Source organism: Pirellulales bacterium, from assembly GCA_019636335.1.
In the GTDB taxonomy this organism is placed as follows: Bacteria; Planctomycetota; Planctomycetia; order Pirellulales; family JAEUIK01; genus JAHBXR01.
On record JAHBXR010000037.1, the window covers coordinates 25890 to 41767 of the forward strand.

Consider the following 15878-nt stretch of genomic DNA (forward strand, 5'->3'; position numbering starts at 1 on the left):
GACCATGACTCGCTCGAGCGCCCGATCATCTTGCGGACCCGCCTGCGGCAGCATTCGTCGCCGGACCTTTCTGGCCGACCTGGGCATGGGTTTTACCGGATTGGCCCTGGGATCGATGCTGGCGAGCGACGGGTGCCTGCGCGCCGCCGAATCTTCTACAGCCGCGACCTTGCCCGGCGGTCTGCACCACGCGCCGCGCGCCAGCCGCGTGATCTGGGTCTTTTGCTCGGGGGGCTACAGCCATCTCGAAACATTTGACCCCAAGCCGGCGCTCAACCGCTATGCGGGCTTGACCTACGACACTACCGACAGCGAGAACCCGCAAAAGTCGCCGCTGTTTCTCGCGCGGTCGCGCTCGGTGGTCGGCTTCGATCGCGAGGTCTACTCGAAGATCATGCCCCTGCAAGTCGGCTTCGCGCCGCGCGGGCAAAGCGGCATCGAAATGTCCGATTGGTGGCCCCATCTGGCCGGCCAGGTGGACGACATCTGCTTCGTCCGCTCGATGTATACCACCGACAACGACCATGCCGCCGAATTCCAGATGCACCACGGCCGGCACGCGCTCGACGAGATTCAGCCCACGCTGGGCTCATGGATTCACTACGGCCTGGGAACGCTGAACGAGAACCTGCCGCAGTTCGTCTTCCTGGGCGAGTTCAGCGATAGCCGCGTGAAGCAGAACTTCGGAGCCGACTATCTCGGACCGCAACACGCCGGCGTGCAGCTTTCGCTCGAGCCGGGCAAATCACTCCCCTTCGCCCAGCGCGGCGCGGGCGTGCTCGAGCTTGAGCAGGAGCAGCAGTTCGCCTACATCCGCCAGTTGGGCGAACTGGCCGCGGTCGAGTATCCCGACGACGAGCAGCTTCGCGCTCGGATCAAGTCGTACGAGTTGGCCTTCCGCATGCAGATGTCGGTGCCCGAGGCGCTCGATTTGGACCGCGAGACGGCCGAGACGCAGAAGCTCTACGGCCTGGACGAAGAGGCCACGGCGCCGGCCGGGCGGCGGTTGCTCGCCGCGCGGCGCCTCGCCGAGCGCGGCGTGCGTTACACGCTCGTCTATGCCTCGGGCTACGGCACCTGGGATTCGCACCAGGACTTGAAGAATCTGCACGCCAAGCGCTGCAGCGAGGTGGATCGCCCCATCGCCGGCCTGCTGGCCGATCTCAAACGCCGCGGCATGTGGGACGACACGCTGGTGGTCTTCTGCACCGAGTTCGGCCGCACGCCCGCCGTGCAGGATGGCAAGCTCGCGCCCGCCGCCACGGGGCGCGATCATCATCCGCACGGCTTCACCATCTGGCTGGCGGGCGGGGCGGTGAAGGGGGGCTACGTCCACGGCGCGACCGACGAGCTGGGCTTCCACGCCGTGGAGCATCCCCACTACGTGACCGATTTGCACGCCACCGTGCTGCACGCCTTGGGGCTCGACTCGCGGCGGCTGGAGATCCCCGGCCGCAAACGTCTCGACGCCGACCACGGCCGGCCGATCATGGATCTCTTCGCGTGACGCCGCTGCCCAGGCCGATCAACCGAAGATCGACGTCACCGGCGTGCCCCCATCGACGATCGGGTGCGGCCGGTCCGAGGCGTCGAGCAAACGCAGTTCGTGCGGGATGCCGAGCGCGTGATAGATCGTTGCCGCGAGATCCTCGGGCGACGTGGGAGGCGACATCGCGTAGGCCGCGTCGCGATCGGTCTCGCCATAGATGCTGCCGCCGCGGATGCCGGCGCCTGCCAGCACGGCGGGAAAGAGCGTGCTCCAGTGTCCACGGCCCCAGGCGCCCGTGGCCTGCGGCGTGCGTCCCATCTCCCCCAGGGCGACGACCAACGTCTCGTCCAGCAGCCCACGCTCGTCGAGATCGGTGAGCAATGCCGCCAACGCCTGATCGAACGTCGGCAGCAGATGATGCTGCACGTCGGCGCTGTTGAGGTGCGAATCCCAACTATAACCGTCGACGGCGTCGTAGTGGACCGTGACGAAACGGACGCCCGCCTCGACCAGCCGCCGCGCCATCAGGCACGACTGCCCGTAGAGGTGCCGCCCGTATTTGTCGCGCAGGGCATCGGGCTCGCGGCGAATGTCGAGCGCCGCGCGCGTCTTGTCGGACGAGACGAGTCCCAGGGCACGCGACTGGAATTGGTTCCAGTTGCGAATCGACTTTTCTTCGTCGATCTGGCGACGGCCGACGTCGAACTGTTCGAGCAACGAACGGCGGCGATCAAGCCGATCGATCGTCAGCGCGTCCTGCTGCACGAGCCCCTGAATCTGGAACGTGAGCTCCTCGTCACTGCACGTGCGCCAGTAGGGGTTGTCCTTATCGTCCTTCTTGCGGACGTCGGTGTTGAGCGGATCGTAGCCGCGCCCCAGCCAGCCGGCGTATTGGCCGGGGCGACGATATTGCCCCTGCTGCTCGAGCCCCCCCAGCCGATTCGGCACGCAGACGTAGCTCGGCAGATCGCCGCCGGGACCGAACGTGCCCTGCTGCGCCAGGTACTCGACCACCGAGCCCATCGCGGGCCAGTCGTTGGGGGTCGAGTCGAAACCGCCGCCAATCGGGATCTGCCAACGGTGCCCCGTCTGGATGTAGTGGCCGCCGCCACTGTGATCGTTGTAGCTGTGCGACATCGTCTTGATGACGCAAAACTTGTCGGAGACCTGGGCCAAATTCGGCTGATGCTCGCAGATGCGCAGGCCCGGCGTACGCGAGTCGATCGGCTGGAAGGGCCCTCGGATCTTCTCGGGGGCCTCGGGCTTGAGATCGAACGTTTCGAGCTGACTCGGCCCGCCGAACAGCATGAGAAAGATGACCGACTTCGCCCGCGCAGCGCGCGTGGGCTGCACCGACTCGGCCGCCAGCAGCTTGGGCAGGCTGAGCCCCAACAGGCCGGCGCCCCCGGCTTGCAGCAGATGGCGCCGCGTGATGCCGGCGCACGTCGTGCGATGGTGGCCCAAGATGGAAAACATAAGAACCGCTCGCCTCGAGGTCCCCGGCGGTATCAGGTAGGAAGTATCAATGTAGCTGGCGGCGACTAGGGAAACAAACTCTTCCCAAAATTCTCGCGTACAGCGGCGCTCGTGCTACTTCGGCAAACCCTGGCTCAATTGCGCGAGTCCAGGCGAAGCGAGCAGTTCGGGAAGAAATGGTTGCGCCGCCCCCCAATTGAAGAGCGATACCCCTTCGATGCCTGCCTGCTTTGCGCGAACGAAATACTTTTCCATTTCGGCCACAGAATCGATCGCGCCATGGCTGGTCTTGATTCCCAGCGCAAACGTGATGCGGGCGGTACCTCCGCTCGCATCGCGCAGTTCGAGGGCTCGCCTCAGGCGTTCGGAGAACACCTCGAGGTAGCGTTCTCGATAGTTCGCCGGATAGCAGTAGCCCGAGATATCGACGAGATCGACATAACCGCGCTCGATCCAGGTAGGCCACGGCTGCGCTACCAGATGATCTTGAGCCACGTGGGGCCCCCAGGAGTAGACGCCAAGTTGCAAATTGGGGCGAATCGCTCGTGCCGCTTCGTGGATCTCCTGCATCAGCAGAGTGAGTTGGTCCTCCTTGAACTGCTGCGCGAGGCGGCGCGCGTCAGCCTCGTCGGCCGGCTGTTGCACGGCAAGGAACTGTTCGAGCGCCGCCTGTCCCGCGACATCGAGCTGCCACGGACGATTGAAGTAGCGCAAGTAGTCCAGCATCAACCCATCAGGCTGATACTTTCGCACGATTTCGCTGACCGCGGCGACGATCCACCGCCGTGCTGCGGGATGAGCGGGCGAAATGAACCCGAGCGGCTTGCCCTCCGGATCGCGAATTGCCCAATCGGGATGGTCGAGCAGGATGCCCTGCGGTTCGAAATGTCCCGATGAGCAGACACAGACGACCGGCCACACCGAAAGCCGCCGCTGGTGCGCGCCTTGCACAAAGAGGTGCAAGGGATCCCACTGGCCAAAGGTGTGCCGGGCGACGATCTCGCTGAGATAATTGGCACTCCACGAGCTCGTGTTCGCATAAGGCATCACGACATGGAGCGGCGAGCGAAAGTCGTCCAATGTCTTTTCGATGGCGGCCTCGCGTTCCGCCGGCGCCGACTGCCGATCGAACGTACGGCTCATATCGAGATACGCAGCCACAAATGGCTGCGTCGCACGTGTGTCCTCTACCTTGGCGTCGCCCCGGACTTGTAACTTTCCACGTCCCGGCCCAAACACGCCGCGTTGGTTGCAGATTGTCCGTGGTTCTGCGAAGGCAACCGGCTTCGCCTCGCAGGGAGTTTCTCCCAAAAGTTCATCGTCCTGATACACGGCCAGACGCCGACCGTCGAAATCGAAGCGGAACTTTGTCGGGCCCTGTTTCCAGAGGAAAGGCACGGCCAGATTCCCTGGTCGGCGATAGCGATACACCGCCCCATATTCCTTCCACTTGCCATCGGCCAGAAAGGTGAACTTTTCTTCGTAGGGATTGGGACCCTTCGCCGAAGTGGAGATGTAGAGCGAATCGCCCAGCGGTACCATGCTCGTCACGCGCTGCCCCCAGCGGTTCAGCACGGAATCGAGACGTTTCGTCTCTTCTTCATAAGGATGAGTCGTCTGATCGGTGGGCGCGGGATGCGTGAACATGCGCCCGACGAAATGCCACGGAGCGGCACGATCCTCGAGTCGCCAGACTTCGCCCCACGGCCAGACCCCCACGTGCAACGCGCCGCTGTAGATCGCCATGGTCTGCGCTTCGCGAGCATGGCGGCTTACGCCGGCCATGACGGGCGGTTGTCCGGCAAGCAATTCGAGCGAGTCGCGACGATAGGCGAGCAGTTCGCCCGTGGGGTAGTGCCCCAGCAGCAAATCGTCTCCGTGGTCGATAGTGGAATAAACCTGGTAGCTTTGCCCATTCGGTTCGCGCAACGTCTTCCAGACGTTTCCATCGAAAACGTAGACGCCACCGATGTTGCTCACCGCCACGAGATCGACCCGATCCGCACCATGCTGGCCGAAGGCATAGATGAACTCGCCCGGAGTACGCAACTCGAGATGGATGCCTGTCTCGGAACGAATCGGGACTGCATCATCGTGCCGCCAGCGATACGCGATCAATTCGTTCTCCGGCGGCTCGGCCGTGGCAGCGAACCGACGTAGCAGCAGGATGCCACCGGCATAGTAATACTCGCCAAGGCGGCCCTCTTGCTCGTCGAGCGCAAGGATCGTTCTGTCCTTGAAGGTGACGTGGCGCTCGTGAACCGTGAGCACCCCGTCGGACACCTCGCTACTGAACGGTACCGTTGCGTCATCACTCTGCCAGGCGGCTGTCACAGGGTTCCACACCCGCAGTCGGCCGTCGTTGCCCCCGCGACCGATGGAATAGAGTCTCCCACGAAAGCCAAACAGATACGTGCCCGCGTCGCTCGTGGGACGGGGCAGCAGTTCGAGCTTCGCAGGCTCGGGTTCTTCGCAGCGCAAGAAGAACTGCAGCAAGCGGCGGTCGCTCCGATCTTGGGTGTTATAGGCGGCCGGAAATCCCGCCCCGGCATAAACCCGTCCCTCCGCGTCGACCGCTTCGAATAGGCTGCCCAGGTTCTGACCGAGATCCTCGCCCAGTTCGACTTCGACCGTGTGGCTGAAGGTCGCCGGACGTTCGGTCGAATCGTCGCTTCGAGCTCGAGGTTCGTCCCCGCTGGCAGAAGCGTTGAAAAGGAAAAGGATGCCCACGATGAGGGACATCCCCCGCGTCACAGAACCATTCATGTCAGACACCTCGCTGTGCTGCCAATGTCGGGAGCATGCTGCACGCCCCGCTCGGAATTTGACATCCCGCAAACAATCTAGCAGGAAGAAGCGGGGTTCGTGCCGCCCGGCGGGCATCTCGTCGCAAGTCTGGTTACAATACAGCCCTTGCCAATAGGGGTCCGTCCGTGTCGATCTGCGCGGACCATCGCCCGGGAGCTTAAAATGCCTGGCCGCTCGTTCGCCATCGTCTTGCTGTTCCTGTCATCGCTGCATTCATGGTCGGCTACCGCAAGTGCCAACGAACAGCCGATCGAATTCAATCGCGACATCCGGCCCATCCTGTCGGACAACTGCTACTTCTGCCACGGGCCGGACAAGAACAAACGCGAGGCCGATCTGCGGCTCGACCAGCAGGAAGATTTGTTGGGCGAAAGCTCCGCGGGCCCCGTCATCACGCCGGGCGAGCCCGACGAGAGCGAGCTCTGGCGGCGCCTTACCTCGCCCGATGCCGACGAGCACATGCCCCCCGCGGCATCGGCCAAGGTGCTCAGCGGCGCACAACTCGATCTCATCCGGCGCTGGATCGAACAAGGCGCGCCGTGGGAGGGACATTGGTCCTTCACCCCGGTTCGACGCCCCGCGCCTCCCGAGATCGATGGCACGGCCGCAGCTAGCCCGATCGATGCCTTCCTGCTGCGCGATCTCGTCGCGCGCAAGCTGCAATTCTCTCCGGCCGCGCCCCCACACGTGCTGGCGCGGCGATTGGCGTTCGATCTGACCGGTCTCCCCCCGACTCGTGAGGAGGTGGAGGCGTTTGCGGCCGACTCCTCACCAGCCGCCTACGAAGCCTTCGTCGACCGGCTGCTCGCCTCTCCCCGCTTCGGCGAGCGCATGGCGGTGTGGTGGCTCGATCTCGTGCGTTATGCCGATACGGTGGGCTATCACGGCGATCAACCGGTGAGCGTTTACCCCTTTCGCGATTGGGTCATCGAGGCCTTCAACGCGAACAAACGCTTTGATGAGTTCACGCGCGAGCAGTTGGCGGGCGATCTGATGCCCGATCCAACCATGGCGCAGCGCATCGCCTCGGGCTACAACCGCCTGGGCATGATGAGCGCCGAAGGGGGCGTGCAGGACAAGGAATACCGCGCCAAGTACGCCGCCGAACGGGTGCGCAACGCGAGCCTTACCTGGATGGGGAGCACGCTCGGCTGCGCCGAGTGCCACGACCACAAGTACGATCCCTTTACGGCCAAAGACTTCTATCGCTTCGAGGCGATCTTCGCCGACATCAAGGAGCGCGGCTTCTACGGTGGCGCCAACGTCTCAGGAGACTGGGGACCCAAGCTCCAGGTACCATCGCCCGAGCAGGCCAGTCAACTGGCCGAACTTGATTCGCAGATCGCCAGCGTCCAGCGCGAACTCAAGCGTCAAACGCCGGAGCTCGACGCGGCACTCGCCGCCTGGGAGGCGACGCAGGTCCTGTGGACGATGCTGCGACCGGCCGAGTTGTCGTCCCTCGCTGGCGTCACGCTGACCGTGCAGGAGGATGGCTCCGTGCTCGCCAGCGGCACGAATCCGCCCAACGATACCTACACGGTGCGTTTCGCCGATGTACCAGCCGGCGTGACGGCCATTCGCATGGAGGTCTTGCCCCACGACTCGCTCCCCACGAAGGGACCGGGGCGCGCCGGCAACGGAAACTTCGTGCTGACCGAACTGGGCGCCACGCTGCGTGCGGCCGATACCGAGTCTGACGTCCCTGTAAAGTTCTCTGCCGCCGAGGCGAGCCACGAGCAGACGATCGCCGCGGAAATGAACCCCTACGGCAAATGGACCGCGGCGGCAGCCATCGATGGCGATGCGAAAGGCAAGTCCTGGGGCTGGGCGATTCTCGAGCAAGCGGGCAAGCCCAACCAGGCCCTCTTCCAGACCGAAGGAGAACTGCCCGGCGAATCGGGTGCGTTCCTCACGCTGATACTGGCGCAGAACCTGGAAACCTCCCAGCACACGATCGGGCGGTTCCGCATCTCCGTGACCACGGCGCCGCAACCGGTGACGCTCGCTAATTCTCCGCCGGAAGAGATTGCGGCGATCGTGGCGACGCCGCGCGAGACGCGCACCGAGAAGCAAGCCAAGACCCTCGCGGCGCACTTCCGCGCCGTCACGCCCCTCTTGCAACCGCAGCGCGATCGCCTGAAGCGACTCGAAGCGGATCGCGATACGCTCAACAAGCAAATCCCCACGACCCTGGTCACCGAATCGGTCGAGCCGCGACCGATTCGCCTCCTCGCGCGCGGCAACTGGATGGATGAAACCGGCGAAATTGTCTCGTCCGGCGTGCCCGAGTTTCTGCCGCAGCCACCGGCCAGCGAAGCTCGCTTCACGCGTCTCGATCTCGCCCATTGGCTCACGTCGCCCGAGAATCCTCTCGTGGCAAGGGTTTTTGTGAACCGCATTTGGAAACTGCTCTTTGGCGCGGGGTTGTCGCGCCGCGTCGACGATCTGGGGGCGCAGGGCGATTGGCCCACGCATCCCGAGCTGCTTGACTATCTGGCCGGCGAATTCATCGACTCGGGCTGGGATATCAAGCGGCTCATCAAGGGGATCGTCGTCTCGGACGCCTATCGCCAATCGTCCGAGGTATCGCCCGAGTTGTTCGCGACCGATCCCGAAAATCACTGGTGGGCACGTCAAGGTCGCTACCGTCTCGATGCCGAATTCGTCCGCGATACGGCCCTTGCCGTGAGTGGCCTGCTCGTCGAGCAGGTGGGCGGCCCTAGCGTCAAGCCTTATCAGCCGCCAGGTTACTGGGCGTATCTCAACTTTCCCACCCGAGAATGGGAGAATGGCGCCGGAGTCGAGCTCTATCGACGGGGACTCTACACGCACTGGCAGCGGCAGTACCTGCACCCGAGCCTGCTGGCCTTCGATGCCCCCAGCCGCGAAGAGTGCGCCGCCGATCGGCCGCGATCGAACACGCCACTACAATCGCTCGTGCTGTTGAACGATCCCAGCTACGTCGAGGCGGCGCGGGTCTTTGCCGAGCTTGTCCTGCGCAGCGGCGACACGTCTCCGGCAGCGCGGCTCGACTGGGCCTTTCAGCGGGCACTCTCTCGACCCGTCACGCCACGCGAGGCAGAGATCCTCATCTCGCTCGTCGAGAAGCATCACGCGCAATTCGCCGCCGAACCCAAGTCGGCCGACGAGTTGCTCTATGTCGGCGCGCGACCGCTGCCCGGCGATTTGAACCGTATCGAGCTGGCCGCCTGGACAAGTGTCTGCCGAGCTATCCTGAACCTGCACGAAACTGTCACGCGGAACTGACGTCATGGCACGAGATCAGCGAACAACCAGGTCCGGCCTGCCCCAGGCGATCGGCCGCCGCGCGTTCCTTTACAACTCGGGCGTGAGCCTGGGTGCGATGGCCTTCGCCTCGCTCGCTTCGCCGGTACCGGGCGCCGAGGCCTTTGCTCCTTCGGAGCGCTCGTTGCCGATCGCCCCGTCGATCGATCGCTGGCAAGGGGTCGTGCGGCCGCTGCATTACCCGCCGCGAGCCAAACGGATTATCTGGCTCTATATGGCCGGCGGAATGAGCCACCTCGAAACGTTCGACCACAAGCCAAGGCTGGCCGAGTTGCATCGCGAGCCCATGCCCGAGTCGATCACCGCCGGGCAGCAGATCGCCCAATTGCAGGGACAAAAGCTGCTCTGCTTCGCGCCGCAGCACCCTTTCCAGCAGTTCGGCGCGTCGGGTCAATCGATGTGCGAGCTATGGCGCGAGGTCGGACCCCGCTGTGCCGACGACATGTGCATCATCCGCTCGCTATCGACCGAGGCCATCAACCACGATCCCGCTCATACCTTCATGAACACCGGCTCGATGATCTCGGGCAAGCCGGCGATGGGTTCGTGGCTGCTCTATGGACTGGGGGCCGAGAGCGAGAGCCTGCCCGGCTTCGTCGTGATGGTCTCGACCGGCAAGTACGGCCAGAAGCAGCCGATCGCCGCGCGGCAATGGCACTCCGGCTTTCTGCCGGGCAAGTTCCAGGGGGTCGAGTTCCGTGCGACGGGCGATCCGGTGCTTTATGTCGGCCGACCGCCAGGTGTTACTGCCCAGCGACAGCGCGACGTCGTCGATGCCATTCAGTCGCTCAATGCGATCGAGGAGCAGCAGGTGGGCGATCCCGAGATCGCCACACGCATCAGCCAGTACGAGCTGGCCTTTCGCATGCAAACGAGCGTGCCCGAGCTCGTCGATTTGAGCAGTGAGCCGGCGCATGTCCTCGACATGTACGGCACCCAGGGGGGCGATGGATCGTTTGCCTCGAACTGTTTGCTGGCACGGCGTTTAGCCGAGCGCGGCGTGCGGTTCATCCAGCTCTATCATCGCGACTGGGACCATCACGGCGGGGTCAAGAAACAGATCGCAGGCACGATCGGCGAAGTGGACCGCGCCACCGCCGCGTTGCTCACCGATTTGAAGCAGCGGGGCATGCTCGAAGACACGATTGTCGTCTTCGGCTCGGAGTTCGGCCGCACGCCCATGGCGCAAGGTGATGGCCGCGACCATCATCTGGCTGGCTTCACCATGTGGCTGGCTGGCGGCGGCATTCGCGGAGGCATGAGTTACGGTGCGACGGACGATTTCGGCTACCATGCGGTCGAAAATCGCGTCTCGGTACACGATCTGCACGCCACGCTGCTGTACCAGTTGGGCATCGACCACACCCGTTTCAGCGTCAAGTCGCAGGGGCTCGACCAGCGGCTGACGGGGGTCGAGCCGAGCAGAATAGTTCACGAAATCTTGGCCTAGCCTTATCCCCTTCGCCGTGGCAAGTAGTTAGACTGTGCCTTTCAGTGGTCAGTCTTGCCCGACTCCCCCACCATCGCGGCAAGCCCACGCAGTCGATGCATACCTGCTGCGCCGATGCTGCGCGGGCTGTTCTGATCGCCAGCCAGGCAACCAATGGACGGCCCGAGTCCCGCATTCGTGCTGTCCGCGCGGCGATACCTGCTCGCCGTGCCGTTTCGCATAGGAGAGAAACGCGATGGGGGAATCTCAGGCGGGCGCTAGCGCGCTCGAGTATCGCCACGACGTGCGCGAGGCCTATCCCGACGTCTACACGCCCGAGGCCGTGGCCGCGCTGGCCGCGCTCGCACCGTTGAATGCCGCGCGACGCGAGTTGCTCGCCGCGCGCATCAAGCGCCGCCAGGATCGCGCGCAACAGAAAGAGCGGATCGGCTTCCTCGATCCGCAGGCCAAGATCGGCCGCACGAACATTACCGTACGAGACGCACGCGCTGGTCGTTTCGTCGGCAGCGAGATTCCGCGCGACCTCGAGCGCCAGTGGATCCAGGGGACCGGACCGGCCTCGCGCCCCGGCGCCAAGACCGAACAGAGCATCCGCAACGTGGCCTACGCGTTGCTGTCCGGCGCCGACGGCTGGATGTTCGATGGCGAAGACGCGCTCGGACAGGTCTCGACGATGTCGCTCGACAACCAGCGCAATTTGAAGCTGGCGATCGACAAGGATCCTCTCTTCCTGCGCGTGGCCGAAAAAGTAGCCGGCGAGATGAACGCCTGGGCACGCGAGTTCTTCGGCCGCGAGACGATCGCCGATTGGCGGAAGCAGCTCGACTTCACCACGAAGATCTTCCGCGCCCGCGGCCTGCACCTCGACGATCGCCACGTGCGCATGAGCGATGGCACGGGCCTGGGCGCGTCAATCGTCGATGCCGCCCTTTACGTGACGAACAATCACCGGGCGCTCCGCGCGGCCGGTAGCAGCGTGGTACTCTACCTGCCTAAGATCCAGACGGCGGAAGAGGCCGCCCTGTGGAACGACATTCTGGCCGCGCTCGAGCAACACCTTGATCTGCCTATCGGTACGATCAAGGCCTACGTCCTCGTCGAGCAGTTGGAAGAGAGCTACCAGTTGATGGAGATTCGCGCCGCGCTGGGCCTGCACTTCGTGGGCTTCAACACCGGCCGTTGGGACTACATCAACAGCGTCGCCGACGCCCTGGCCTGGGATAAGGGTTTCATCAATCCCAACATCGATGCCATCACGATGACCTACGGCTATATGCGGATCTACGAAGACCGCGTGCGCCGGGCCGTGAATACGCCCGACCAGAATGGCAACTTCGCCCTGTGGCAGGGGGGCATGGAGCCGAACATTCCCGTCGGTTCCACCGAGGGGGTCGCCGCCGGCATGAAGAAGGCCGTGGCGGGCGCCGAACGCGAACAGCGCGAAGGGGCCAGCGGCAAATGGGTCGCGCACTGGAAGATGGTCCACATCGTCCGCCCCGTGTGGGAAAAGGTCGGCCAGCAGAATCAACTCGGTCGCAAGTTCGAGCCGCTGGGCTACAGCGCCGAGGACGCCGCCGCGCTGGCCATGCTCGAACCGGCGCCGCGCACGATTCGCGGCGCCCGCGATCTGCTCAGCGTCGCGCTGCAATACGGCAACGCCTTCTTGCAGGGCTTCCAGGCCGCGGCCCTCAAACCCGCCGACTATTTCGGCAACGACGACGTGCTCTACTTGATGGAGGATATGGCCACCGGCGAGATCCGCTTGAGCATCCTCTGGGAGTGGCTGCACAAGGGGGCCGCGCTGACCGAGGAGGACGCCGCCACCGGCACCAAGCAGGGGGATCTCTTCACGGCCGGTCTGTTCGAACGGTTGCTCGTCGAAGAGTACGATAAGCTGTTGAAGGCGGGCAATCGCGACGTCCACGACGACTCGAAGCAGACGACGCTCCCCATTGCCCGCGAGATCGTCAAGACCTACGTCACCGAATCGATCAAGTTGCCCTGGTACATCGATCTGTTGAACATCAACCTCGATCTCCAAGACTTGCCGACGGCCCAGGACCGCATTCGCAGCTATGTCGAGGCCTTCCGCCGTGACGGAACCCGTATCACCGAGAATCTGGATTTTGCCTAGTCGCGAACCGCGACGGCTCGACGTTCCTCCCACCTGAGACGTCGAGCGTCTGGGGTTTGCCCACGAGTTGCCTTTATTTCTTACTTCATCCGATCCGCCGGGCAAGACGTCCGGCAACTTGAGGAGTGCCAGTCATGAGTTCGTTCGAGGAGCAGGTGGTCGAAACGCAGAAGTACCTCGATAGCCCCCGTTTCAAGGGCATCAAGCGGCTCTATTCCGCGCGACAGGTGGTCGAGCAGCGCGGCAGCATTCCGGCTTCGTATGCGATCGCACAAGGCGCGGCCGAGGCGTTCTACGCCCGGCTCCGCGAGCTGTTCGACGAGCGCAAGTCGATCACGACATTCGGCCCTTACTCCCCCGGTCAGGCCGTGGCGATGAAACGGATGGGGATCGAAGGCATCTACCTTGGGGGGTGGGCCACCTCGGCCAAAGGCTCGATCATCGAAGATCCGGGCCCCGATCTCGCCAGCTACCCGCTCAGCCAGGTTCCCGACGAGGCGGCCGGCATCGTGCGCGCCCTGCTCACGGCCGATCGCAACCAAGTCTACAATCGTTCGCGGATGACCGCCGAGAAGCGCGCCGCCACGCGCGAGGTCGACTATCGCCCCTTCATCATCGCCGATGCCGATACCGGCCACGGCGGCGACGCGCACGTGCGAAATCTGATTCGCCGCTTCGTCGAGGTGGGCGTGCCGGGCTATCACATCGAAGATCAACGCCCCGGCTCGAAGAAGTGCGGCCACCAGGGGGGCAAGGTCCTCGTCACCTCCGACGAACAGATCAAACGACTCAATTCGGCACGCTTCCAGCTCGATATCATGAAGGTGCCGGGCATGATCGTGGCGCGTACCGACGCCGAGTCGGCCACGCTGCTCGAAAGCAACGGCGACGAACGCGATCAGCCCTTTATCCTGGGCGCCACGAACATCGATCTGCCCACCTACAAGGTGGCCAATCTCGCCGTGCTGCGCAAGTTCTACAACTCGGGCGTCGCCGAGTTGAACGGCTTCATGCTCTACTCGATCTCCGACGAAGAGTACGCCGAGGCCGACACCTGGCTCGAGCGTGCCGGCGTCACGCAGTTGGTTCAAGAGGGCGCGGCCCGCTTCCAGAAAGATCCGGCGACGAATGTCGACGCGATTCTCGACAAGGCGGTCACTCGCATGGCCGACGTCTGGATCGCCGAAGCCGGCATGAAGACCTACGCCCGCGCCGTCGCCGACGTGATGGAGTTCCGCCACAACGAAGGGGAAGAGTTCCCCCTGTCGGTCGAAGAGTGGCTCCACTTTGCCGAACGTGCCTCGTTCAACGTGGCAAAGAACAAAGCCCGCTCGATGGGCATCCACATCATCTGGGACTGCGAGCGCTCGCGCACCGTCGAGGGCTACTACCAGGTGCAAGGGGGCATCGAATACTCGATCCACAAGTCGCTCGCGGCCGCGCCGTTCGCCGATCTGTTGTGGATGGAGACGAAGACCGCCGACTTGAAAGATGCCAAGGAATTCGCCGACGCGATTCACGCCAAGTTCCCCGACAAGATGCTGGCCTACAATCTCTCGCCGTCGTTCAACTGGGACACCACCGGCATGACCGACGAGCAGATGCGGGCCTTCCCCGAAGAGTTGGGCAAGATGGGCTTCGTCTTCAACTTCATCACCTACGGCGGTCATCAGATCGACGGCCTCGCCGGCGAGGAATTCGCCCTGGCGCTCAAGCAGGAAGGCATGCTCGCTCTGGCCCGGCTGCAGCGCAAGTTCCGCCTGGTCGAGTCTCCCTACTCGACGCCACAGACCCTCGTCGGCGGCCCGCGGCTCGACGGGGCGCTCGGCGCTTGCACGGGGCGCACCACGGCCACCAAGGCCATGGGCAAGGGTTCGACGCAGTTCCAGCACCTGGTCCAGACCGAGGTCCCCACGAGCCTGTTGCAAGAGTGGCTCAACCTGTGGAGTGCCCATTACAAGCACCCGCAACTCAAGGTCGAGTTGCGGCCGAACCGGGCAGGTTCCGACCTGCTCGAGCTGCGCGTGCTCGACGGCAGCGGTCAAAAGCTGGCGAACGTCGTCTTCGGCACGATCCAGGATCGCCGCGGGCGATCGATCCTCTCGGTCCGCGACCAGAACACATTCGACGTCTCGCTGCGGAAGAAGCGGCTCATGGCGCTCTTGCACCTGTTCCTCATCCACCGCTACAAGTCGGTGGCGGTGCATTACCTCAGCCCGACCGAAGACAATCAGTACCAGTGCGAACGCATGCAACGGCTGGGCATCTACTCGCAGGTGAACAACGAAGTCGGCGAGATCATCGTGGCCGACATCGACACCGCGGGGGTGGCCAAGCTGCTGCAATCGGACCGCGTGGCGCTGAAGAGCCTGATCGAAAAAGAATCGGGCCGGGCACCGGTTTCGGCGTAGCTGCCCTCACAGCACCGGCGGCCAGCAAGCAGGGTAAAGCAACTGCAGTGCCTAATCGCCACGTAGACTTTAAATCGTGGGATGAGGTACTATTGATATATGGTTAACATTCAACTTCAAGATTCGGTGGCCGCCGCATTGACCGCACGGGCAAGCGCGGAAGGACTAAGTCTCGAGGCCTATCTCGAACGATTGGCCGAGATAGATCCAGGGACCGATCCTTCCACGATTTCCGGCGAGACACTTGTGAGGCTTTTTGAGGAGGCATCGGTCGACGGTCCCCCCTCGAATACAACCTACACGCGGTCCGACATCTATCTTGACCACGACTAATGGCCGTTCTTGTTGACACCTGCGTCTTGATTTCGGCCTTTAATCCTCAAGCGAGTGAACGCCCCGTTATACTTCAGGCACTGAGGCTGTTACACGACGCGGGCGAGCGCTTCGTCGTCACTTCGCAGAACATTGCCGAGTTCTGGAATGTGAGCACACGTCCGATCGATCGAAATGGGCGCGGGCTGAATATCGAGCAAGTCCGACGCATGGTGAATGTTATAAGTCGGGTGAGCCGGCTGGAATTCGAGTCGCCAAAGTCGTTTGGCATTTGGCGAGGCCTCGTCGAACGGCACTCGGTCCAGGGTATTTCTGTTCACGACGCGAGGCTCGTCGCCGTCATGCTTGCGGGCGGCGTCTCGAAGATTCTCACCAGGAATGAATCTGACTTTCGTCGCTATCTGCCTGATGGCATCGAAATCCTGACACCGCAAACGGTCATTCATACTCCAAGCTAGACACGAGCAGACT

The 15878-nt window shown here is 63.5% G+C and carries 8 protein-coding genes; 6 read left to right on the top strand and 2 right to left on the bottom strand.

What is annotated here, in order from left to right:
• Nucleotides 1-4: 4 nt before the first annotated feature.
• Nucleotides 5-1507, top strand: a complete 1503-nt coding sequence (locus KF708_23460; protein MBX3415663.1) for a DUF1501 domain-containing protein — start codon at nt 5-7, stop codon at nt 1505-1507.
• Nucleotides 1508-1525: 18 nt separating this feature from the next.
• Here KF708_23460 and KF708_23465 read toward each other — a convergent pair whose 3' ends face one another.
• On the bottom strand, nt 1526-2965 hold the full coding sequence (locus KF708_23465) for a DUF1501 domain-containing protein (protein ID MBX3415664.1): 1440 nt from the start codon (nt 2963-2965) through the stop codon (nt 1526-1528).
• 114 nt (nt 2966-3079) lie between these two features.
• On the bottom strand, nt 3080-5731 hold the full coding sequence (locus KF708_23470; GenBank protein MBX3415665.1) for a family 10 glycosylhydrolase: 2652 nt from the start codon (nt 5729-5731) through the stop codon (nt 3080-3082).
• A 204-nt stretch (nt 5732-5935) separates the two neighbouring features.
• On the opposite strand from KF708_23470, the gene KF708_23475 reads away from it, so the two are divergent.
• The 5 genes from KF708_23475 to KF708_23495 all read left to right on the top strand — a co-directional run bounded on the left by KF708_23475 (nt 5936) and on the right by KF708_23495 (nt 15865).
• The gene (locus KF708_23475; GenBank protein MBX3415666.1) at nt 5936-9040 is read left to right on the top strand and encodes a PSD1 domain-containing protein; all 3105 of its coding nucleotides are present in this window, start codon (nt 5936-5938) and stop codon (nt 9038-9040) included.
• 97 nt (nt 9041-9137) lie between these two features.
• Complete coding sequence (locus tag KF708_23480; protein MBX3415667.1) at nt 9138-10529, top strand: DUF1501 domain-containing protein; 1392 nt, start codon at nt 9138-9140, stop codon at nt 10527-10529.
• Nucleotides 10530-10764: 235 nt separating this feature from the next.
• Complete coding sequence (locus tag KF708_23485; GenBank protein ID MBX3415668.1) at nt 10765-12663, top strand: hypothetical protein; 1899 nt, start codon at nt 10765-10767, stop codon at nt 12661-12663.
• Between the two features lie 134 nt (nt 12664-12797).
• A complete protein-coding gene (gene aceA / locus KF708_23490; protein MBX3415669.1) occupies nt 12798-15074 on the top strand; it encodes an isocitrate lyase ICL2 in 2277 nt (758 codons plus the stop codon).
• Between the two features lie 332 nt (nt 15075-15406).
• Nucleotides 15407-15865 (top strand): type II toxin-antitoxin system VapC family toxin, encoded by a 459-nt coding sequence (locus KF708_23495; GenBank protein MBX3415670.1) that lies wholly within the window; start codon nt 15407-15409, stop codon nt 15863-15865.
• Nucleotides 15866-15878 lie beyond the last annotated feature (13 nt).